Raw genomic sequence first — 19,978 nt, forward strand, 5'->3', positions numbered from 1 at the left:
CTGACGGCGATGGATTACCAGTTCGCCGATCCGCTCTTCGCGCCGCCGTCCGCCGACAGGCTTCACAGCGAGGCATTGATCCGGCTGCCCGGCTGCGTGCTGTGCTACCGTCCGGCGGAGTCGGCCTTCGGGCCGCCGGACCGGGCGCCCGGCCTGGAGGACGGGAGCTTCACCTTCGGTTCCTTCAACAACCCGACCAAGCTCAATGCCTCCACCATCGCGCTGTGGGCGCGGGTGCTGCACGCGGTGCCCCGGGCGCGGCTGATGATGAAGTGGCGCGGCCTGACGGACTCGGGGCTCGGGCGACGGCTGCTCGGGCAGTTCGCCGCGCTGGGGATCGCCGGGGACCGCCTGATCCTGAGCGGGACGACGCCGGACCCGTATGAGAGCTATCGCCTGATCGATTGCGGCCTGGACCCGGTCTTCGCCAACGGCGGCACGACGACCTGCGACAGCCTGTGGATGGGCGTGCCGGTGCTGACCATCGCCGGGACGGCGGCGATCTCCCGTTGGGGCATCTCGCTGCTGAGCGCCGTCGGCCTGCCGGATCTGGTGGCCGGGGACGCGGACTCCTATGTGGCGTTGGCTGTGCGTCTGGCCGGCGATCCGGAGTTCCTGGCGGCCAAGCGGGCCGGGCTGCGCGCGCGCATGTTGCGGTCGCCGCTGATGGACGAGCGGGGTTACACGCGGGCGCTGGAGGCCGGCTATCGCGAGGCGTGGCGGCGGCGCTGCGCCGGCCTTCCGGCGGCGGCAATCACGCTGGAAGCCGTGTCGTGACCGCCGGTCCTTCCACCGCCCCTCCCGTCTTCGACCTGTCGGCGGCGCGGCGCATTCTGGTGGTGAAGCTCGACGAGGCGGGTGACCTCGTCCTCGCCACGCCCTTCCTGCGAGGATTGCGGGCGAGCGCGCCGCAGGCGAGCATCACGCTGGCGGTCCGGCCGCCGCTGGCGGAGCTGGCGCTGCGCTGCCCCTGGGTGGATGGGGTCGTTCTGCCGCTGGTCAAGCCGGACGGGCGCGGACTCGATTTCCGTGGGGCGACGCCGGAGGCGCTTGCGCGCTTCATGGCGGATTTCCGGGCCGGTTTCGATCTGGCGGTGGTGCCGCGCTATGACGTCGACCGCCACGGCGCGGCGACGCTGGTCGCCGCCGGCCGGGCGCGGCTGTCGCTCGGCTATTCGGAACGTGTGACGCCCTGGAAGGCGGAGGCCAACGCCGGCTTCGACCGCGCCTATACCCATGTGCTGGCGGGCTCGCCGGGCCTGCACGAGGTGGAGCGCAATCTGGCCCTGCTGACCCATCTCGGCGGACGGACGGACGGAGCCGCCGGAGAGCAGGCTGGTAGGGATGCCGTCGCGCTGTCCCTGACCGTGGACGACCGCGCGGCGGCCCTGCGGCTGACCGCGGGCGTGGCGGACGGGCGGCGGCTGGTCGCGGTGGCGCCCGGTACCGCATCGCCGCGCCGCAACTACCCGCCGGACCGGCTTGCCGCCGTGATAGGCCGGCTGTGCGACCGGTTGGACGCTGATGTCCTGCTGCTGGGGAGCGCGGAGGACGCCGCGGCGGCTGCGGTGATCGAAGGGGCGATTGCCGGCCGTCATGCCCGCCGCGTCCATGATCTCACCGGCCGGACGACCCTGCCGGAGGCGGCGGCGGTGATCGAGCGGGCGGCGCTGCTGCTGGCGATGGATTCCGGGCCGGCCCATCTGGCGGCGGCGGTGGGCACGCCGGTGGCGGTTTTCTCCTGCCATCCGGTCGGCGGCGACCCAACCTTCATCCATGCGCCGGAGCGCTTCCGTCCCTGGACCCGCCGCGCGCTGGTGCTGCAGCCGGCGGCTGCGGTGCCGCCCTGCACCGATTCCTGCCGCGACACCGGTGCGCATTGCATCGCCGCCATAGAGCCGGACCAAGCGGCGGCAAGCATACTCGACTTCCTCGCCGCCCTGCCTGCCACGACCGGGGAACCGCGATGACCGATCCATCCTGCGCCGACCTGCTGGGAGAGTCCGGCACCAACCGGCTGGTGCGCGCGCGCCACGGCTTCATGCTGTTCAACCGGCACGACACGGTCGTCGGCCGCTCGCTGGCCTACTACGGCGAGTATTTCGAAAGCGAGGTCCGGCTGTTCCGGCAACTGGTCCGGCCGGGCGACGTGGTGATCGATGCCGGCGCCAACATCGGCGCCCACACCCTGGCCCTGGCGCGCGCCGCCGGACCGTCGGGCCGGGTGCTGGCCTTCGAGCCGGTCCGGCTGAACCACCAGCTGCTCTGCGCCAACATGGCCTTGAACTCCCTGACCCAGGTGGAGTGCGTGCAGGCGGCGCTGGGCGAAACCGACGGCATGCTGGCGCTCGACGACGTGGCGATGGAGGCGGAGGGCAATTTCGGCGGCATCGCGCTCGACGCCATTCCCGGTGAGACGGCGGTCCCGCAGCGGCGGCTGGACGATGTGCGCATTCCCGGCCGGCTGCGCCTGATCAAGATCGACGTGGAGGGGATGGAGACCGGCGTGCTTCTCGGCGCCCGCGGCCTGATCCGCCGCTTGCGTCCGGCGCTCTATGTCGAGAACGACCGGGTCGAGAAATCGCCGGAGCTGATCCGGCTGCTCCAGGAACTGGGCTACGCCTGCTATTGGTACGTCACGCCCTTCCACAACCCGGACAATTTCTTCCGCCAGAGCGAGCCGCTCTATGAGACCGGATTCGTCGACGACGGCACGCGGATCCATGGCCGGGGCCTGGGGATCAACCTGCTGTGCATCCCCGGCGAAACCGGCGGGCGGATTGCCGGCCTGCCGCCGGTGCTCGGCCCCGAGGAGCATCCGCTGCTGCGGGAGTGCAATCCGCGCTTCACCGGCGGCCGGTGAGGGAAGCGGCAGCGTCTCCGTCCCGCCCATGTTTTGTCGCGGATGGGCGTGACATCCGGACGCTCCGCCTGTCTAGGATCCGAAGGGCACGCTCCGGATGCCCGGTCCGGGATAGGGAACGCGATGCCGCCCATGCTCGATTGTCTGATCGTCGGCGGTGGTCCCGCCGGGCTGACCGCTGCCATTTATCTCGCCCGCTACCGCCGGTCGGCGCTGGTGGTGGACGAGGCGAAGAGCCGTTGCGCCTGGATTCCGACCTCCCACAACCTCGCCGGCTTCACCGGCGGCATCCGCGGCACCGACCTGCTGGCCCGATCCGTGCCCAGGCCGAGACTTATGGCGGCCGCATCGAGACCGGGTCGGTCGCGGCGCTGGAGCGGACGGCCGGCGGCTTCCGCGCCACGCTGGGCGACGGGCGGGGGGTGGACGCCGCGACGGTCCTGCTGGCGACCGGCGTCATCGATGGCCAGCCGCAGGTTCCGCACCTCTATGAGGCGATGCAGCGCGGCCTGATCCGCGTCTGCCCGATCTGCGACGGCTACGAGGTCATCGACAAGCGGATCGCCGTCCTCGGCCATGGTGCGCAGGCGGTCGGAGAGGCACGCTTCATCCGCACCTACAGCTCCGCCGTCACCCTGCTGACGCTGGGCGAACCGATGACCCTGACGGTGGAGGAGCGCACGGAGCTGGACGCCGCCGGCATCGCCGTGATCGGCGAGCCGGTGACCGCCGTCGAGGCCGGGGCGGACCAGAGCACCCGCCTGACCCTGCGCAACGGCCGGATCCTCGATTTCGACACGCTCTATTCGGCTTTGGGCATCGTCGCGCGGTCCGGTCTGGCCGAACAGGTCGGGGCGGAGATGGATGCAGACGGACGCCTGATCGTCGACCGGCACCAGCGCAGTTCCGTGTCCGGCTTCTACGCCGCCGGCGACGTGGTCTCCACCCTCAACCAGATCGCGGTCGCCATGGGAGAGGCGGCGATGGCCGCCACCGCCATCCACAACGACCTGCGCCGGCGCGGCTGAACCAAGCAAAAAAAGGAGGCGGATCCTTGTGGCACCGCCTCGCTTTCAACGTTCTACTTCTGGCCCATATCGCAAAATATGAGAGGGGAGTATTATTAAAAACAACGGGTTGTACGCGCTGATAAAGAAAAATCTGATACGGCGTTAAGCCAAAAATGAGTAAGCCAAAAATGAGAAAGTGTGGATGTTTTTGCGCAAAGATTGATGGATGATCGTCAACGGATGCCAATTCCACGAACATCCATCCTTGATCGCTGAGCAACGCTATCCCATCTCACTTTTAGATGGTCTGTGAAGATCGTGCCCTTGCCGCCGATATCATCAGCTCGCGTCGGTCTTTTCCCGACTGCTTTGAGGTGGCCCTAGCAAAGCGATTTGTTAAACGGCGGATCGCATCACTCCGACTTCGAACGGCCGCGAGGACGAGGTCCGTGCCCAGTTGACCCGACCGGCCTTCAGCCGCGTCGCCCGCCCTCCTCCGAGGTTACGGTGATCCCGAAGCCGGACCTGCTCGTCGCCCTGGAGGACAATCCCCAGGCCGCGCTTGCCCTGGCGCGTGGGCTTGCCGCTCATGTCCGCGACCTGCGTAGCCGCCTGGAACTGCGGAACATTCGGTCTGCGTCGGAACGGGTCGTGACGTGGCATCGGCTCCAGATGTCGGGCGATCCGCCGATGCTGCGGCTCGACCGGCCTTGGACGGAGATCGCCGCCGAGATCGGACTGACGCACGAGGTCATTTACCGGGCCTTGGCCGTCTTGGAGTGTACGGGTCGGCTCGTCCGGGAGAATGGGGTGGTGACGCTCTCCGCCGGTTCAGGAACGATTGAGGACGCTGCCCGAAAGGATCGGTGACGGACCGAGCACCGCCGTACCGTTGCCCAGTCGCCAACCGGGGCCGCCCGTGATGGAATACGGGGCGCCGTTCAGGCGTCGATCAGGCGGCCCGCGTTCCCGCGGACCGCAAAACGGGAGGAACACCATGCTCAGGAACGTCGCTTTGGCAGCCGTCTTCGCCGTCGCCCTGACCGGTCCGGCGCTCGCCAACAGCTGTCCCAAACACATGGCCGCCATCGACCAGGCCCTGGCGGCCAATCCGAAGCTGAGCGCCGATCAGATGACGCAGGTGAAGAAGCTCCGCGCGGATGGCGAGGCATTCCATAAGCAGGGCAAGCATGCCGAGTCGGAGGCGACGCTCGCCCAGGCCGAAACCATCCTCGGCATCAAGAAGTGACAGAGGGTGCCATGGGGGCGGAGCGATGCTCATGCCCCCGTGGCCCCCCTTGTGGCACTGTTGTGCAGCGGTTCAGCCCCTGGGCACCTTCCGGCTGACGGCCACCAGCACTCCGGCGAGTATCAGGAACAGCACCGCGCCGCCGCCCCAGACCCGGACGTAGCCGGGCATCCCGAGACTGGGTACCAGGGCGTAGACGGCGGCCAGCACCGCCCACACGGCGGCGATGACGACAACGAGCCAAAGCTCTTCGTTCATTTTCATGGCGTTTCCCCCACGCTCAGTGGCCGTGCCCGCCGCCGATGGCGATGATCGGCAGCGACTGGATCAACTGGAACGCAATGATGGTGAAGACGTACATGGCGGCGACCAGTGCCGCGACCGACAGCGGCCCGGTCCACGCCGGAGCCGCGCCGACGCCGCGCGACCCGGTCCGCCAGTCGACCACCGGCGCCTGTTGGAAGGACGGGCGCAGCGACAGCAGCGTGCGGACGACGCCGTAGACACTGACCGAGAGGGCGATGGCGAAGATGGTGGCGCCGACGCCGACCAGGGCCATCAGTACCGGCCATGCGGCCGGGGCCATGCCGCCATAGCTGACGTCGAAGACCCGGCGCGGCACGCCCATGACCCCGGCGGCGATGCCCGCCGCGCCGAAGATCAGCAGGCCGATGGTCACGACGGCCGGCATGCGCCGCAGCAGCTCCGGATGCCACAGGGTGCCTCCCCCAGGGCCGGCAGGATGACCATCAGTGCCGCCAGGAAGGTCTGGGTCAGCACGCCGACCGCGAAGAAATGGAAATACCCGGGCACGAAGAAGGTGTCCGACAACATCGGCGCCAGCTTCTCCTGGATCAGGATGAAGGCGAAGGTGATGCCGATCATCATGTTCACCACCGCCCAGCCCATGTTCGCCATCGCCGGGTTGCGCCAGGGCAGTCCCTTCATCCAGCCGAAGAAGCCGGTGGCGCCGCGCGCCCGGGCGCTGGCTTCCAGCGAGGAGACGATGATCGCGAAGGCGGCCAGCGTCGGGACCGAGACGAACAGCGACAACAGCGAACCGACGACCCGGACGCTCTCCGACAGGTTCGGCTCCAGGAACATGTGGTAGAGGCTGGTCGGCGGCACGAAGATCAGGTAGGCGGCGAAGACGATCTTCGACAGCCGCGCGCCGTGGATGGACGTCACCCCGGTCAGGTGTTCGCTCAGCACGTACCACACCAGCACGGTCGCCATCAGCGGCAAGTAATGCAGGTTGTGGAACAGGATGTGCCATTCGGTGCCGTGGTCGGCCGGGAAGGGGCCGGCACCGAGCGACCAGAGCAGGCCGGGCAGGAAGGCGTTGGTGGCTGCGATGGCGCTGACCACCAGGAAGCCGGCCCAGGCGAACAGCGCAAAGCCGATGGACGTGAACGCGTCCGCCTCACCGCGCAGCCGGGGCTGGAGCACGGTGGCGATGCCGCTGACGGCGGACGCTGTGAGGCCGGCAGACAGCAGCAGATAGCCGAGCGCGAAGACGCCGACGGAGCGCGGGTCGTCGGCGGCAAGCTCGGGGCTGCCGTCGTAGAGCAGCGGCGTGCCGGTGGCGGAGATCCACTCGCTGACGGCGAAGCCCGCCAGCATCAGGGCGGCACCGGTCCAGGCAAGGGGGCGCAGAGCGAGGCCCCGGCCGTTCTCGGCCGCCGCCAGCACCAGCAGCAGCGCTGCCTGGATCAGGTAGAGCCAGTAGAAGAACACGGACACGCCGTGCAGGGTCAGGAGGCGGTATGCGTCATCCGGGAAGAAGGCGAGCGCGCCGGCGCGGGCGAGCGCGGTCACGAAGCCTCCGATCAGGCCGAGCACGAGCGCCAGCAGAGCGGCGCCGAACAGCAGCGTGAGGAGGGATTTGTCGGAACCCGGCAGGGCGGCGACCCGAGCCGTGAGGCGCGAGCGGACCGGAGCGACGGAGGTCGAAATGCTGTCCATGGTGGAGTCTCCCCGGGCTCAGCCGACGATGATGCGGCCGTGCATGGCGTCATGCGCCTGGCCGCAATAGACGGTGCAGTACACGAGGTACTCGCCCGGCTTGGTGAAGGTGATCGTCTGCTCGGTCACGACGTTCGGCCGCAGGCGGATGATGCGGCTGGCTGACCCGAGCTGGATCGACGCGCCATGCGTGATGTCATCCGCCATCATGCGGAACCGGTACGGCACCGCTGCCTTGAGCTGGAGGACGTCCGGGCTGTAGGCGAATTTCTGCGCCATCAGGTAGACGTCGACCGGCGCGACGGACGTCAACTCCGCACCGTGGTCGTGGCCGGCATTGGCATGGCCATGGCCGCCATGTGCGTCGCCGCCATGGGCATCCGCATCGGCGTGTGGATTCACGCTGCCGTCCTTCTGCGCGTACTTCCGGACGAAGAAGTCATGTTCGAAGCGGAACTCCTCGGGCGCCATGCCCGCGGCGTGGCCGCCGTGGCCCCCTGTTTCGGCGGGAATCTCCGCCTTGCCATGCCCATCGTGGCTGCCGTGTGCGTCGGCTTCCGGGGCGGCGTCCTTGCGGCCGCCGAAGGGGAGCGGGGCAGCGCCATAGGCTGCCCAGGCGCCGTACAGGGAAACGGCGCTGAAGCCCAACGCGGCGATGAAGCCGCGACGGGTGGTGAAATGCCTCTCGGACATTTGTGAGAGTCCTCTGATCGCGTGGTCGGAATCGCTCGCGCACGCCGCCGGTCAGGCGGCGCGTGGCCGGGCGTCCGACACAGGCGTCAGAGCGCGCGGCCGATCAGAGGCTGGTCTTCGGAGGGGGTGTGTCCGGGGTGATGTCCCGGGCGTTCGGCACGAAACCGGCTTGCGGGTGCCAGGACGCTTCGACCATGGTCGCCGGGATGCTGAGGCTGTGTCGTGCCGGAGCCTCGGCCGCCGGGCAGCAGGTGGCCGCGACGGCGAGAGCGGCCTTGTGGTGATCGTTCCGGGATGGTGCGGAGGGCGGCGGGGCGTGATGGGAGCCGTGATGGCCGATTGAGCCAGCCGGCATGTCCACATGCGCTTCCGCAGTTGCCATGGCTCCGCCCGCCGCCCCCATCAGGAGCGCAAAGGTGAACGCCAGAATGGCAAAGATGTGGCCCAGTCGCTTCATGCCAGCCGTCGCTTCGAACGCTCCCGGTCCATCGAGGGGAGCACAATCATAGTCCCCAGCATGAGTGCGGGCATTGATGTCCGTCAACCGGCATCGGCGATCGACCGCCATTGACGTCGCGCGCTTTTCCTATTGACCCTCCCACCGCTGGAGGGTTGATGCTTGCATTGCTGGCCTGGATTGGTGATGGAAGCGGAGCGACAGTCCGCCGCACTCTTCCGGGACCCTGACAGGGTCGATCGTCGAGACGACCGTGCTGTTGCAGGGACCAGGGAATGGTATTACCTTTGGCAGAGGGGGCGGTGGGCACGCAAGGTGCCGTCCGATCCCCGACAAGGAAGGCAATCGCCATGTGGCGTGGGACGTGGTCGACGGTGAGGAGGGCGGTGGTGAGCCTGCTGATGCTGGCCACGCTGCTCGTCTATGCCGTGCCGAGCCACGCCAGTCTGCTGCCTCACCAGCATTCGCCGGCGTTTCATGAGCACGCCCCGGTCGACGCGCACGACGATGCTGTCGCCAGCGTGGAAGACCATGAGCACAAGCAGGACCCCTGCAAGGACCTTGGTGTGCTCGGCGACGATGCCTGCTGCAGCGTCGCCCAATGCGCGACCATGCATGGCGGCCTCCCCGCCGATGCCATTGCGGCCTTCATTCCGACCCTCGACCGGGCAGACCCTCTGCTTGCCCTGGCCACGCCCGACGGCATCGGCAGCGACCCCGCACTCCGTCCGCCTCTCTGATCCTCTGACGCCACGAGTCCGTCCGCGCCCAGCTTGAGCTTCGGCTCAGCGAAGGACGTCGCCGGATGTCGTGCGCCCGGCCTTTGTATCCCCGGCGCTCCTGCATGGAGTCCGGCCGGGACGGCTCGAACCAGATGATCAGACGGAGGACGCCATGTCGTCTCTCACCCGCACACTGCTCCCGGCCTTTGCGCTCGTCGCCATGATGTCGGCTGCGCAGGCCCAGACCGCCGCCACTCCGGACCAGGGCCCGGACCACCAGGCCCACCACCCGAGCGGTGCCACCACCATCCAGGACCAGCCCGCTGTCGCCCCGACGCCCACGCAGCCGTCCCAGGGTGCTTGGCCCGGTGTGCCTGGAAACGCCCCGATGATCGGCGAGGGCATGGGCAGCGGAATCATGGTGCAGCCCGATACCCACGCCCAGGGAGGTAGGAGGGGCGTTTGGTGCGTGAGTTCGGGTTCCCGGCCGGTCGGCGCCGCGCGCGCCGGTTTGAACCAGTCTCTCGGAGTTTTTTCATGATCCACCGACGCCTTCTCGCCGCGGCCTCGATCGCCGCGGGCCTTGCCGCGCCGGTCGCCTTTCCGACGCTGGCTCATGAAGGCCATGAACACGGCGACGCTCCCAAGCCGGTCGTCGCCACCGCCACACCGACGATGGAGACGTCCTCGTCGGACTTCGAACTGGTGGCGGTCGTCCAGGGCAAAGGGCTGCTGGTCTACCTGGACCGCTTCGCCACCAATGAGCCGGTGACCGGTGCGACCGTCGAGGTCACCGCCGACGGGGAAGCCGTGACCGCCTCCCCCGTTTCCGGGGAGGAGGGTGTCTACCGCCTCGACGCCGCGTGGGTGTCGATGCCGGGACCGCACGAGTTGACCGTGTCGGTGACGGCGGCCGATGCCGCCGACCTGCTGATCGGCACGCTGGACATTCCGGCAACCGCCCAGCCTGCCGAGTCCAGTGGCGCGGGCGGCGTATCCGCCATCCTCGGCCAAGTGCGGCATGACCCGGGCCTGATGTTGGGAGCCGTCATGGTCTTCCTGCTCGGCGTGCTGACCGCGGTGGCGCTGACCCAGCGCGGCCGGGCGCGCACGGTCGCCGGAGCGGCGCTGATCGGCTTCGGCCTGCTGCTGGCCGGCGGCGCCGCTTTCGCCCATGGTGGCGAGGATCACAGCCATGGCGACGAGGCGAAGGACAAGACCCAGGAGCAGCAGCCACGCCGATGGCGGTGACCGGCGCATCGGAGAGCCCGCGCAGGTTGCCGGACGGCAGCCTGTACGTGCCCAAGACGTCGCAGCGCCTGCTGTCGGTGCGCACCACGGTCGCCAAGACGCAGCAGGCGGCGCAGACGGTCCAGCTGATCGGCCAAGTGATCGCCGACCCGAACGGCGGCGGCCACGTCCAGGCGACCCAGAGCGGCCGCATCGAACCGGGCGAGAAGGGGCTGCCCTATGTCGGCCAGCGGGTCGAGGCCGGGCAAATCCTGGCAACCATCACGCCGGCCGTGAACGTGGTCGACCGCAGCGGCATCCAGCAGCAGATCGCCACGGTCGAGCAGGAACTCGTCATCGCCGAGTCCCGCGTCCAGCGCCTGCGGAAGCTGGAAGGCAGCGTGCCGCAACGGGACATCGAAGAGGCGGAAGCGAACCTTAACGGCCTGCGCAAGCGCCGCGCGGCGCTGTCGCCAACCCTGACCACCAAGGAAGCCTTGCGCGCGCCCATCGCCGGAGTTGTCACCGCCAACAACATCAAGGCCGGGCAGGTCATCGAGGGCCGGGACCAGGTCCTGTTCGAGATCGTCGACCCGTCGCGGCTGATGGTCGAGGCGGTCGCCTTCGATCCCCGGGTGGCGAACGCCATCAAGGCGGCCACGGCGACGACCGCCGACGGCATGACCCTGTCCCTGGAACTCCTCGGCTCCAGTCTGGCACTGCGCCAGCAGGCGATCCCGCTGCTCTTCCGGATTGCCAATCCGCCGGCGGGACTTGGCGTCGGCCAGCCGGTCCGGCTCGTCGCCCAGGTGCAGGGCACCGCGTCGGGCATCGTGCTGCCGCGCCACAGCGTGGTGCGCGGCGCCGGCGGTCAGCCGATCGTCTGGCAGCACGAGTCGCCGCAGCGTTTCGTCGCCCGGCCCGTGCGCACCCAGCCAGTCGATGGCGGCACGGTGCTGGTCCTGGCCGGCATCGAACCGGAGGCGCGCATCGTCACCGATGGCGCCGGCCTGCTGAATCAGGTCCGGTGAGGCGGCCATGTTCAACATCCTCGTCAACACCAGCCTGCGCAACCGCCTGTTCGTGCTGGCCGCCGCCGTGCTGCTGGTCGTCTACGGCTCCTTCGTCCTCAAGGGTCTGCCGGTCGACGTCTTCCCCGATCTCAACAAGCCCACGGTCACGCTGATGACCGAGGCCGAGGGTCTGGCGCCCGAGGAGGTCGAGCAGCTGGTCACCTTCCCGCTGGAGACGTCGATGAACGGCATGCCGGGCATCACCCGCGTGCGCTCGGTCTCCGGTGTCGGCCTGTCCATCGTCTTCGTCGAGTTCGACTGGGGCACCGACATCTACCGCAACCGCCAGCAGGTGGCCGAGCGTCTGGCCATCGTCCAGGGCCAGCTGCCGCCGAACGTCCGGCCGCAGATGGGGCCGATTTCTTCCATCATGGGCGAGATCATGCTGCTCGCCATGTCTGCCGAGCCGGGAACCGGCGTCGGGCCGATGGATGTCCGCGAACTCGCCGATTGGGTGGTCCGTCCCCGTTTGCTCGCCATCCCCGGCGTCAGTCAGGTCATCCCGATCGGCGGTGAGATCCGTCAGTACCGCATCGCCCCCGACCCGGCGCGTCTGCACGACCTGGAGATCACAACCGACGAGCTGGTGAAGGCGCTTCAACAGTTCTCGGCGAATACCGGCGGCGGGTTCATCGACCAGCACAGCGAGGAGTACCTGATCCGCAACATCGGCCGGACGACCCGGCTGGAGGACCTGCGCAACCTGGTGGTCGCCTACAAGGCCGGCCAGCCCATCCATCTGCGCCAAGTGGCCGACGTCGACTTCGCCGCCCGTGTGAAGCGTGGCGACGCCGGGGTGGACGGCAAGCCGGCCGTCATCCTGTCCGTGCAGAAGCAGCCCGGCAGCGACACGACGACGCTGACGGCCGACGTCGAGAAGGCCCTGGCCGATCTGGCGCAGTTCCTGCCGAAGGGGGTGAAGGCGAACGAGATCCTGTTCAAGCAGGCCAACTTCATCGACACCTCGATCCACAATGTCATGACGGTGCTGCAGGAGGCGGTGGTGGTGGTCGCCGTCATCCTGTTCCTGTTCCTGCTCAACGTCCGCACGACGCTGATCTCGCTGACCGCCATTCCGATCTCCATCCTGATCACCGTGCTGGTGTTCAAGGCATTCGGCATGTCGATCAACACCATGACGCTGGGCGGCCTCGCCATCGCCATCGGCGAGCTGGTCGACGATGCCGTCGTCGATGTGGAGAACATCTACCGTCGCCTCGGCGAGAACCGGCGGGCCGGCAACCCGCGCCCGGTTCTGGAGGTGGTGGCGGCGGCCTCGCAGGAGGTGCGCTCCGGCATCGTCTATGCCACGATCATCATCATCCTGGTGTTCGTGCCGCTGTTCGCCCTGTCCGGCATCGAGGGGCGGCTGTTCGCGCCGCTGGGCGTGGCGTACATCGTCTCCATCCTCGCCAGCCTGCTCACCGCCATCACCGTCACCCCGGTGCTGTCCTACTACCTGCTGCCCAGGCTGAAGCGGCTCGATGAGCATGACAGCTGGCTGGTGCGGCGGCTGAAAGCCGGCAATGCCCGCCTGCTGAACTGGGCCTTCGGCAATCCCGCTACCCTTTTCACCGTGGTGGGCGCCGCCGTGGTGATCGCCGCGGCCACGGTGCCGAGCCTGCCGCGCGCCTTCCTGCCGCCCTTCAACGAGGGCACGCTGACGATCTCCATGGTGTTGAACCCCGGCATCTCGCTGGCCGAGTCCAACCGCGTCGGTCTCGCGGCCGAAAGGCTGATCATGCAGGTGCCGGAGGTGAAGTCGGTCGGCCGCCGCACCGGCCGTGCCGAGCTCGACGAGCACGCCGAGGGTGTCCACTCCAGCGAGATCGACGTCGATCTGGTGCCGTCGGCGCGCAGCCGCTCCGCGGTGCTGGCCGACGTGCGGGCAAGGCTGGCGGCGCTGCCGGTGTCGGTGAACATCGGCCAGCCGATCTCGCACCGGCTCGACCATATGCTGTCCGGCGTCCGCGCCCAGATCGCCCTGAAAATCTACGGCGAGGATCTGGACACCCTCCGCAGCCTCGCCGGGCAACTGCAACAGACGCTGACGTCGATTCCCGGGCTGGTCGACCTGCAGATCGAGAAGCAGGTCCGCATCCCGCAGGTGCAGGTCGTGATCGACTACGAGCGGGCTTCCCTCTACGGCGTCACCCCGGCGATGGCGACGGACGCGCTGGAGAGCCTGTCCAACGGGCGGGTGGTGTCGGAGATCGTCGACGGCACCCGGCGCTTCGACGTGGTGCTGCGGCTGTCCGACGAGGACCGCACCACCAGCGGCTTGGCCAACCTGCTGGTCGAGACCCCGGCGGGGCGGGTGCCGCTCAGCCTGTTCGCCAGCGTCGAGGAAACCGACGGCCCGAACCAGATCCTGCGGGAGAACGGCAAGCGCCGCATCGTCATCCTCGGCAACAGCGACGGCAGGACGGACATGGCGCAGATCGTCGCGGGCATTCGCGACGTGGTCGGCCGCTCGTCGCTGCCACCCGGCTACTTCACCAGCCTGGAGGGTACCTTCCAGGCGCAGGAGGAGGCGTCCAAGACCATCGCGGCGCTGTCGATGGTGTCGCTGGCGATGATCTTCCTGGTGCTCTACAGCCGCTACCGCTCCGCGGTGCTGACGCTGATCATCATGGGCAACGTCCCGCTGGCCCTGATCGGCAGCGTCGCCGCCCTGTGGATCGCCGGACAGCCGCTGTCGGTCGCCTCGATGATCGGCTTCATCACCCTGACCGGCATCAGCACGCGCAACGGCATCCTGAAGGTCAGCCATTACATCAACCTCGTCCTGCACGAAGGCGAGAGCTTCGGCAAGGCCATGGTGATCCGCGGCAGCCAGGAGCGGCTGACCCCCGTGCTGATGACGGCCCTATCGGCTGGCGTTGCCCTGGTACCGCTGATGATCGGTGCCGACGCGCCGGGCAAGGAGATCCTTCACCCGGTCGCCGTCACCATCTTCGGCGGTCTGGTCAGCGCCACCCTGCTCGATACGGTCCTTACCCCCGTCCTTTTCCTCAGGCTTGGCGAAAAGCCGCTCAGGCATCTGGTCGATGCGCAAGCCAGCTCGCTGCGTCCGGCCGAAGCCTACTGATCCACCCGTTCACCCTGTCCAACCCAGAAGGAAAGCCTATCGTGAAGGTCTCGACCCTCCTCGTCGCCGCCGCCCTGTTCGTCGCCCCGGCCATGGCATTTGCCGACGGTGCCAAGACCGGTACCCATGGCGGTCCCCGCGTCGATGCCGGTCCGTACCATGCCGAGCTCGTGCTCCAGGGCAACGATGTCGTCCTGTACGTGACCGACGGCGCGGACAAGCCGGTCGACGTGACCGGCGCCAAGGCCGAGGCCACCATCCTGGCCAACAAGCAGACCCAGAAGGTCGCGCTGGAGCCGGCAGGCGCCAATGCGCTCAAGGGAAAGGCAAACCTGGGCGAGTCCCACGACAGCGTGAAGGTTGTCACCGCCCTGACCATGCCCGGCCAGAAGCCGGTTCAGGCCCGATTTGAAGTAGGCCACGCGGGTCACTGAGACCCTATGGGTGGCATGAGGATCACCGCTTCATGCCACCCAGAACAAGGAGACGCGCGATGAGCGCCAAGAAGAAACTCGCCACGCTTGCGGCGATCGCACTTTAAGGGGGCGAATCCGTGGGTGCAAAGAGAAAGGGTGGAGCCTTTGCGGCTCCGCCCTCTGTTTTCATCTTCTGCTTAACTGACCAACACGCCCGGATCAAACGTCCAGGTTCGACACCTTCAGGGCGTTGTCCTGGATGAACTCGCGCCGCGGCTCGACGATGTCGCCCATCAGGGTGGAAAAGACTTCCTCCGCCTGATCGGCGTGGCTGACGCGGACCTGCAGCAGCGAGCGTTTGGTCGGGTCCAGCGTGGTTTCCCACAGCTGGTCCGGGTTCATCTCGCCCAGCCCCTTGTAGCGCTGGATGGTGACGCCGCGGCGGCCCAGTTCCATCACCGCATCGAACAGGGCGACGGGGCCGGTCAGGGCGCGGGTTTCCTTCTGCTTCTCGAACGCCTTGCCGGCGGTGCCGAACACCCGCTTCAGGTCGGCGGCCAGCGCGTCGAGGCGGCGGGCCTCGCCGCTCTTCAGCAGGTCGACGTCGAACAGGTGGCGGTGGGTGACGCCGCGCCGGGCGCGGATCACCGCATAGCCGCCCTGGGGCAGGGCCTCGCCACGCCAGCCGCCGTCGGCGTCCATCGTGTTCATCCGCTGGGCCACCGCCTGCGCCGCGGCCTCCGCCGCCGCACGGTCGTCGGCCAGCGAGGAGGAGAGGGCGCCGGCGACCGCCGCCTGCTCCACCACCATGGCATTGCCGACCTTGCGCGACAGCGTGTCGATCGCCGGACGCGCGGTGCGGGCCTGATCGACCAGACCGGACAGCTGATCGCCGATCAGCAGGGTACCGTCCGACAGCTGGACCGACAGGTCGCCCAGCGCCGCCTCCACCAGATACTCCTCCAGCGCCCGGTCGTCCTTCAGATACCGTTCCTTGGCGTTGCCGCGCTTGATGCGGTAGAGCGGCGGCTGGGCGATGTAGAGATAGCCGCGCTCGATCAGCTCCGGCATCTGGCGGAAGAAGAAGGTCAGCAGCAGGGTGCGGATGTGGCTGCCGTCCACGTCCGCGTCGGTCATGATGATGATCTTGTGGTAGCGCGTCTTGTCGGCGTTGAACTCGTCGCGGCCGATGCCGGTGCCGAGTGCCGCGATCAGCGTGCCGATCTCCGCAGACCCCAGCATCTTGTCGAAGCGCGCCCGCTCCACGTTCAGGATCTTGCCGCGCAGCGGCAGGATGGCCTGGAACTGGCGCGAACGGCCCTGCTTGGCCGAGCCGCCGGCCGAGTCGCCCTCGACGATGAACAGCTCCGACGCCGCCGGGTCGCGTTCCTGGCAGTCGGCCAGCTTGCCGGGCAGGGACGCCATGTCCAGCGCGCCTTTGCGGCGGGTCAGCTCGCGCGCCTTGCGGGCAGCCTCGCGGGCGGCGGCGGCTTCCACCACCTTCTGGACGACGCGCTTGGCGTCGGCCGGATGCTCCTCGAAATACTGGGCCAGCGCCTCGCCCACCACCGCCTCGACGACGGGGCGGACCTCCGACGAGACCAGCTTGTCCTTGGTCTGGCTGGAGAATTTCGGATCCGGAACCTTCACCGACAGGACGCAGGTCAGGCCCTCACGGGCATCGTCGCCCGACAGGTTGACCTTCTCCTTCTTGGCGATGCCGGATTCGGTCGCGTAGTTGTTGATGGCGCGGGTCAGCGCGGCGCGGAAGCCGGCGAGGTGCGTGCCGCCGTCCTTCTGCGGGATGTTGTTGGTGAAGCAGAGCGTCGTCTCGTGGTAGCTGTCGTTCCACTGCAGCGCGCATTCCACCGTCACCACGCCGCCATGCTCGGTCGGGCGCTCGCTCTTCAGCGTGATCGCCGGCTTGTGCAGCGGCGCCTTGGAGCGGTCGAGCCAGCTCACGAAGGCTTCCAGGCCGCCTTCGTAATGCAGGTCATGCACCTTCGGCTCCACCCCGCGCGCGTCGGTCAGAACCAGGCGGACGCCGGAGTTGAGGAAGGCCAGCTCGCGCAGCCGGTGTTCCAGCGTGGCGAAATCGAACTCAATGTTGGTGAAGGTCTCGGCCGAGGGCATGAAGGTGACTTCGGTGCCCGACAGCTGCTTGCCCTTCTCCGGCACCATCGGCGCCTCGCCGACGTCGGCCAGCGGCGCCTCGGCGACGCCGTGGCGGAAGCGCATGGTCCAGGTGCGGCCGCCGCGCCAGATGCGGAGATCCAGCGTTTCGGACAGCGCGTTCACCACCGAGACGCCGACGCCGTGCAGACCGCCGGAGACCTTGTAGCTGTTCTGGTTGAACTTGCCGCCCGCATGCAGCTGGGTCATCACGACCTCGGCCGCCGAGACGCCTTCCTCCGGATGGATGTCGGTCGGGATGCCGCGGCCGTTGTCGCGCACCGTGACCGATCCGTCGGCGTTCAGCAGGACCTCGACCTTGTCGCAATAGCCGGCCAGCGCCTCGTCGATGGCGTTGTCGACCACCTCGTACACCATGTGGTGCAGGCCGGACCCGTCGTCGGTGTCGCCGATGTACATGCCGGGGCGTTTGCGCACGGCATCGAGCCCGCGCAGAACGGTGATCGACTCCGCCCCATAGTCCGCCTGCTGGGGCTCCGACTGCGGGAGGTCGTTCTTCAGTGCTTCCTGTGCCATGCGTCGACTATAACAGATTCGGTTGCGGATTCGGCGGTTTAGCGTGCGTGAACACGGCTTTTTTTGGGTCTCTGCCCGAATTTCCACCCCTATCCGGGGCGGATGTGGGCGTCTTCGATGCGGAAGCGGCGGGCATCCTCGCCGAGAGGGTCGAAAACCCCTTCGTCGGTGCCGGTCATCCAGGCTTGGGCGCCCAAGGCCAGGATTTCGCCGAACAGCGCGGCGCGGCGTTCCGGGTCGAGATGGGCCGCCACCTCGTCCAGCAGAAGGATCGGCGCCGCCCCGCGTTCGGCCGCCAGCAGCCGGGCGTTGGCCAGCACGATGGCGATCAGCAGGGCCTTCTGCTCGCCGGTGGAGCAGAGGGCCGCCGGCATGTCCTTGGGCGCATGGCGGACGGCGAGGTCGCTCTTGTGCGGCCCCACCGTGGCGCCGCCGGCATCGGCATCGGCCCGGCGTCCGGTGCGCAAAGACTCGCGCAGCGCATCCTCCGCCGCCAAAGCCGGCCCCTCGTCCAGCCAGCGTTCCACCGTTCCGGCGACAGCGAGGTCGGCGCCGGGGAAGGGGCCGACCGAGCGGGCGCAGGCGGCGCGCAGCCGCTGCACCACCTCGCGCCTTGCGGCGGCGACGGCGATGCCGGCGGTCGCCATCTGGTCCTCCAGCGCGCCGAGCCAGCCTTCGTCGAAGCGGCCGTCGCGCAGCAGCCGGGCGCGTTCGCGCAGCGCATGCTCGTAGCGCGACAGCCGCCCGGCATGGGCGGGATCGAAGCCGAAGACCAGCCGGTCGAGGAAGCGGCGCCGTCCGCTCGACCCTTCGATGAACAGGCGGTCCATCTGCGGGGTCAGCCAGACCATGGCGACATGGTCGGCCAGCGCCGTCTGGCCCTTGGCCGGGTGGCCGTCGATGCGGACCAGCCGGCGGTCGCGGTCGGAAGTTCTATTGCCGTCATGCGGCTCGCGGCCGGTGCCGATCTCCACCGGACCCATCGGGGTGTCGAGCGTCGCCGCCACCGCCCAGCCGGCGCCGGGAGCCGAGCCTAGCCGTTCCACCTCGGCCAGCCGGGCGCCGCGGATGCCGCGGCCGGGGGCGAGGAAGCTGACGGCCTCCAGAAGATTGGTCTTGCCGGCCCCGTTCGGGCCGATCAGGGCGACGGGCCGGCGGTCGGGCTCCAGGCGTGCCGACTCATAGCCGCGGAAGCGCGTCAGCGTCATCCGCCGCACGGCAAGCGCCGGGGCCAAAGCCGGGGTTGAGGCGGACACCGGGGTGCCGCCGCTCATCGAAACTGCCGTGTGCTGCAACTGGTCCGTTCCGCCTGGGGCGGGGAGGATCCCCGCAGCCCCATCACACACGCATCGGCATCAGGACGTAAAGCGCGGTGGAGTCGGCGACGTCGCGGATGATGGTCGGCGACGCGGCGTCGGCCAGCGTGAACTGGGCGCCCTCGCCCTCGATCTGCTGCGTGATGTCCAGCAAATAGCGAGAGTTGAAGCCGATTTCCAGCGGGGACTCGGCGTAATTGACCTCCAGCTCCTCGGTCGCGCTGCCGGACTCGGGGCTGGTGGCCGACAGGGTCAGGGCGCCGCGGACCAGCGACAGCTTCACCGCCCGGCTCTTCTCGGTGGAGATGGTGGCGACGCGGTCGACGGCGGCGGCGAACAGCTTGGCGTCCACCTCCATCACCTTGTCGTTGCCGACCGGGATCACCCGCTCATAGTCGGGGAAGGTGCCGTCGATCAGCTTGGAGGTGACGACGACGCTGTCGAAGCCGAAGCGGATCTTGTTGTCGGACAGCGACAGCTCGATGCGGTCGGCGGCCTCGTCGACCAGCTTGCGGATTTCGGTGACCGTCTTGCGCGGGATGATGACGCCGGGGATGGCGTCCGCCCCGTCCGGCAGCGGCATCTCGACGCGGGCCAGCCGGTGGCCGTCGGTGGCGACCGCGCGCAGCACCGGCGTCTCCAGGCTGCCCATCTTGCTCTTGGCGGCGTGCAGGTAGATGCCGTTCAGGTAATAGCGCGTCTCCTCGGTGGAGATCGCGAAGCGGGTGCGGTCGATCAGCCCGCGCAGGTCGGCGGCGGCGACCGAGAAATTGTGCTTCAGCTCGCCGCTGGACAGCTGCGGGAAATCCTCGACCGGCAGGCAGGACAGCTTGAACTGCGACCGGCCGGCGCGCAGCGTCAGGATCGTGCCGTCGCCGCCGATGTCCAGCTCCACCTGGCTGCCGTCGGGCAACTTGCGGACGATGTCGAACAGGGTGTGGGCGGGGGCGGTGGTGCCGCCGGGGCGCCCGACCGTCGCCGGGACGGTCTCCACGATCTCCAGGTCCATGTCGGTGGCGGCCAGCGAGAGTTCGCCGTCGCCCGCGCGCAGCAGGACGTTGGAGAGGATCGGAATGGTGTTCCGCCGCTCGACCACACTCTGCACGTGACCCAGGGAACGGAGAAGGGCGGCGCGTTCGATGGTGATGTTCATGCTGGCGTCGTCTCGGCGGGAGGAGTGACTG

Annotated in this window: 20 protein-coding genes (1 of these 20 only partly in view); 12 read left to right on the plus strand and 8 right to left on the minus strand. The window is 68.6% G+C overall.

Features of this window, described 5'->3' with window-relative positions:
• From AB8P05_RS09770 to AB8P05_RS09800, 7 genes are all read left to right on the plus strand, one after another.
• Window positions 1-777, plus strand: partial view of a tetratricopeptide repeat protein gene (locus tag AB8P05_RS09770; RefSeq protein ID WP_472757782.1) — the 3' end only. 1,908 nt of this gene lie to the left of the window's left edge; 777 of the gene's 2,685 nt are visible here — the last part of the coding sequence; the start codon falls outside the window, past its left edge; the stop codon is at window positions 775-777.
• Complete coding sequence (locus AB8P05_RS09775; protein WP_472757783.1) at window positions 774-1,970, plus strand: glycosyltransferase family 9 protein; 1,197 nt, start codon at window positions 774-776, stop codon at window positions 1,968-1,970. The genes AB8P05_RS09770 and AB8P05_RS09775 overlap by 4 nt, the downstream gene beginning before the upstream one ends.
• Complete coding sequence (locus AB8P05_RS09780) at window positions 1,967-2,863, plus strand: FkbM family methyltransferase (protein ID WP_472757784.1); 897 nt, start codon at window positions 1,967-1,969, stop codon at window positions 2,861-2,863. Before AB8P05_RS09775 ends, AB8P05_RS09780 begins: the two co-directional genes overlap by 4 nt.
• 132 nt (window positions 2,864-2,995) lie before the next feature.
• Entirely contained in the window at window positions 2,996-3,376 is a 381-nt protein-coding gene (locus AB8P05_RS09785; protein WP_472757785.1) for an FAD-dependent oxidoreductase, read from the plus strand.
• On the plus strand, window positions 3,268-3,891 hold the full coding sequence (locus AB8P05_RS09790; RefSeq protein ID WP_472759333.1) for an NAD(P)/FAD-dependent oxidoreductase: 624 nt from the start codon (window positions 3,268-3,270) through the stop codon (window positions 3,889-3,891). The genes AB8P05_RS09785 and AB8P05_RS09790 overlap by 109 nt, the downstream gene beginning before the upstream one ends.
• A 489-nt stretch (window positions 3,892-4,380) precedes the next feature.
• Complete coding sequence (locus AB8P05_RS09795) at window positions 4,381-4,743, plus strand: cyclic nucleotide-binding domain-containing protein (protein WP_472757786.1); 363 nt, start codon at window positions 4,381-4,383, stop codon at window positions 4,741-4,743.
• 127 nt (window positions 4,744-4,870) lie between these two features.
• Window positions 4,871-5,122, plus strand: coding sequence for a hypothetical protein (locus tag AB8P05_RS09800; protein WP_149200723.1), 252 nt, complete (start codon window positions 4,871-4,873; stop codon window positions 5,120-5,122).
• Between the two features lie 72 nt (window positions 5,123-5,194).
• On the opposite strand, the gene AB8P05_RS09805 is transcribed toward AB8P05_RS09800, so the two are convergent.
• From AB8P05_RS09805 to AB8P05_RS09825, 5 genes are all read right to left on the minus strand, one after another.
• Window positions 5,195-5,386, minus strand: coding sequence for a hypothetical protein (locus AB8P05_RS09805; RefSeq protein ID WP_472757787.1), 192 nt, complete (start codon window positions 5,384-5,386; stop codon window positions 5,195-5,197).
• A gap of 16 nt (window positions 5,387-5,402) precedes the next feature.
• Window positions 5,403-5,813 carry a hypothetical protein gene (locus AB8P05_RS09810; protein WP_472757788.1) on the minus strand — a complete coding sequence of 137 codons (411 nt, stop codon included), beginning with the start codon at window positions 5,811-5,813 and terminating at the stop codon, window positions 5,403-5,405.
• Window positions 5,798-7,087 (minus strand): cbb3-type cytochrome c oxidase subunit I, encoded by a 1,290-nt coding sequence (locus AB8P05_RS09815; RefSeq protein WP_472757789.1) that lies wholly within the window; start codon window positions 7,085-7,087, stop codon window positions 5,798-5,800. The genes AB8P05_RS09810 and AB8P05_RS09815 overlap by 16 nt, the downstream gene beginning before the upstream one ends.
• Window positions 7,088-7,105: 18 nt before the next feature.
• Window positions 7,106-7,780, minus strand: coding sequence for a cupredoxin domain-containing protein (locus AB8P05_RS09820; RefSeq protein WP_472757790.1), 675 nt, complete (start codon window positions 7,778-7,780; stop codon window positions 7,106-7,108).
• A 103-nt stretch (window positions 7,781-7,883) separates the two neighbouring features.
• On the minus strand, window positions 7,884-8,237 hold the full coding sequence (locus AB8P05_RS09825) for a hypothetical protein (RefSeq protein WP_472757791.1): 354 nt from the start codon (window positions 8,235-8,237) through the stop codon (window positions 7,884-7,886).
• Window positions 8,238-8,626: 389 nt separating this feature from the next.
• Between AB8P05_RS09825 and AB8P05_RS09830 the strand changes: the two genes are divergently transcribed.
• From AB8P05_RS09830 to AB8P05_RS09850, 5 genes are all read left to right on the plus strand, one after another.
• Window positions 8,627-8,977, plus strand: a complete 351-nt coding sequence (locus AB8P05_RS09830) for a hypothetical protein (protein WP_472757792.1) — start codon at window positions 8,627-8,629, stop codon at window positions 8,975-8,977.
• Window positions 8,978-9,496: 519 nt separating this feature from the next.
• Window positions 9,497-10,210 (plus strand): carboxypeptidase-like regulatory domain-containing protein, encoded by a 714-nt coding sequence (locus AB8P05_RS09835; RefSeq protein ID WP_472757793.1) that lies wholly within the window; start codon window positions 9,497-9,499, stop codon window positions 10,208-10,210.
• On the plus strand, window positions 10,201-11,220 hold the full coding sequence (locus AB8P05_RS09840) for an efflux RND transporter periplasmic adaptor subunit (protein ID WP_472757794.1): 1,020 nt from the start codon (window positions 10,201-10,203) through the stop codon (window positions 11,218-11,220). The genes AB8P05_RS09835 and AB8P05_RS09840 overlap by 10 nt, the downstream gene beginning before the upstream one ends.
• A gap of 7 nt (window positions 11,221-11,227) precedes the next feature.
• Entirely contained in the window at window positions 11,228-14,353 is a 3,126-nt protein-coding gene (locus AB8P05_RS09845) for an efflux RND transporter permease subunit (RefSeq protein ID WP_472757795.1), read from the plus strand.
• 41 nt (window positions 14,354-14,394) lie between these two features.
• Entirely contained in the window at window positions 14,395-14,787 is a 393-nt protein-coding gene (locus AB8P05_RS09850) for a hypothetical protein (RefSeq protein ID WP_472757796.1), read from the plus strand.
• Window positions 14,788-14,988: 201 nt separating this feature from the next.
• Here AB8P05_RS09850 and gyrB read toward each other — a convergent pair whose 3' ends face one another.
• The 3 genes from gyrB to dnaN all read right to left on the minus strand — a co-directional run bounded on the left by gyrB (window position 14,989) and on the right by dnaN (window position 19,947).
• Window positions 14,989-17,478 carry a DNA topoisomerase (ATP-hydrolyzing) subunit B gene (gene gyrB, locus AB8P05_RS09855; protein ID WP_472757797.1) on the minus strand — a complete coding sequence of 830 codons (2,490 nt, stop codon included), beginning with the start codon at window positions 17,476-17,478 and terminating at the stop codon, window positions 14,989-14,991.
• Between the two features lie 89 nt (window positions 17,479-17,567).
• On the minus strand, window positions 17,568-18,752 hold the full coding sequence (gene recF / locus AB8P05_RS09860) for a DNA replication/repair protein RecF (protein ID WP_472757798.1): 1,185 nt from the start codon (window positions 18,750-18,752) through the stop codon (window positions 17,568-17,570).
• Window positions 18,753-18,816: 64 nt separating this feature from the next.
• Window positions 18,817-19,947 (minus strand): DNA polymerase III subunit beta, encoded by a 1,131-nt coding sequence (dnaN, locus tag AB8P05_RS09865; RefSeq protein WP_310118842.1) that lies wholly within the window; start codon window positions 19,945-19,947, stop codon window positions 18,817-18,819.
• Window positions 19,948-19,978: the final 31 nt, after the last annotated feature.

The organism is Azospirillum sp. VT-I1, from assembly GCF_055698305.1.

What these genes read in the sequence shown, in the direction of transcription:
- AB8P05_RS09820 (WP_472757790.1), bottom strand. Translation starts at nt 7,780, where the DNA reads ATGTCCGAGAGGCATTTCACCACCCGTCGCGGCTTCATCGCCGCGTTG.
- dnaN (WP_310118842.1), bottom strand. Translation starts at nt 19,947, where the DNA reads ATGAACATCACCATCGAACGCGCCGCCCTTCTCCGTTCCCTGGGTCAC.
- gyrB (WP_472757797.1), bottom strand. Translation starts at nt 17,478, where the DNA reads ATGGCACAGGAAGCACTGAAGAACGACCTCCCGCAGTCGGAGCCCCAG.
- recF (WP_472757798.1), bottom strand. Translation starts at nt 18,752, where the DNA reads ATGAGCGGCGGCACCCCGGTGTCCGCCTCAACCCCGGCTTTGGCCCCG.
- AB8P05_RS09815 (WP_472757789.1), bottom strand. Translation starts at nt 7,087, where the DNA reads ATGGACAGCATTTCGACCTCCGTCGCTCCGGTCCGCTCGCGCCTCACG.
- AB8P05_RS09810 (WP_472757788.1), bottom strand. Translation starts at nt 5,813, where the DNA reads ATGCCGGCCGTCGTGACCATCGGCCTGCTGATCTTCGGCGCGGCGGGC.
- AB8P05_RS09805 (WP_472757787.1), bottom strand. Translation starts at nt 5,386, where the DNA reads ATGAAAATGAACGAAGAGCTTTGGCTCGTTGTCGTCATCGCCGCCGTG.
- AB8P05_RS09780 (WP_472757784.1), top strand. Translation starts at nt 1,967, where the DNA reads ATGACCGATCCATCCTGCGCCGACCTGCTGGGAGAGTCCGGCACCAAC.
- AB8P05_RS09785 (WP_472757785.1), top strand. Translation starts at nt 2,996, where the DNA reads ATGCTCGATTGTCTGATCGTCGGCGGTGGTCCCGCCGGGCTGACCGCT.
- AB8P05_RS09800 (WP_149200723.1), top strand. Translation starts at nt 4,871, where the DNA reads ATGCTCAGGAACGTCGCTTTGGCAGCCGTCTTCGCCGTCGCCCTGACC.
- AB8P05_RS09840 (WP_472757794.1), top strand. Translation starts at nt 10,201, where the DNA reads ATGGCGGTGACCGGCGCATCGGAGAGCCCGCGCAGGTTGCCGGACGGC.
- AB8P05_RS09845 (WP_472757795.1), top strand. Translation starts at nt 11,228, where the DNA reads ATGTTCAACATCCTCGTCAACACCAGCCTGCGCAACCGCCTGTTCGTG.
- AB8P05_RS09825 (WP_472757791.1), bottom strand. Translation starts at nt 8,237, where the DNA reads ATGAAGCGACTGGGCCACATCTTTGCCATTCTGGCGTTCACCTTTGCG.
- AB8P05_RS09835 (WP_472757793.1), top strand. Translation starts at nt 9,497, where the DNA reads ATGATCCACCGACGCCTTCTCGCCGCGGCCTCGATCGCCGCGGGCCTT.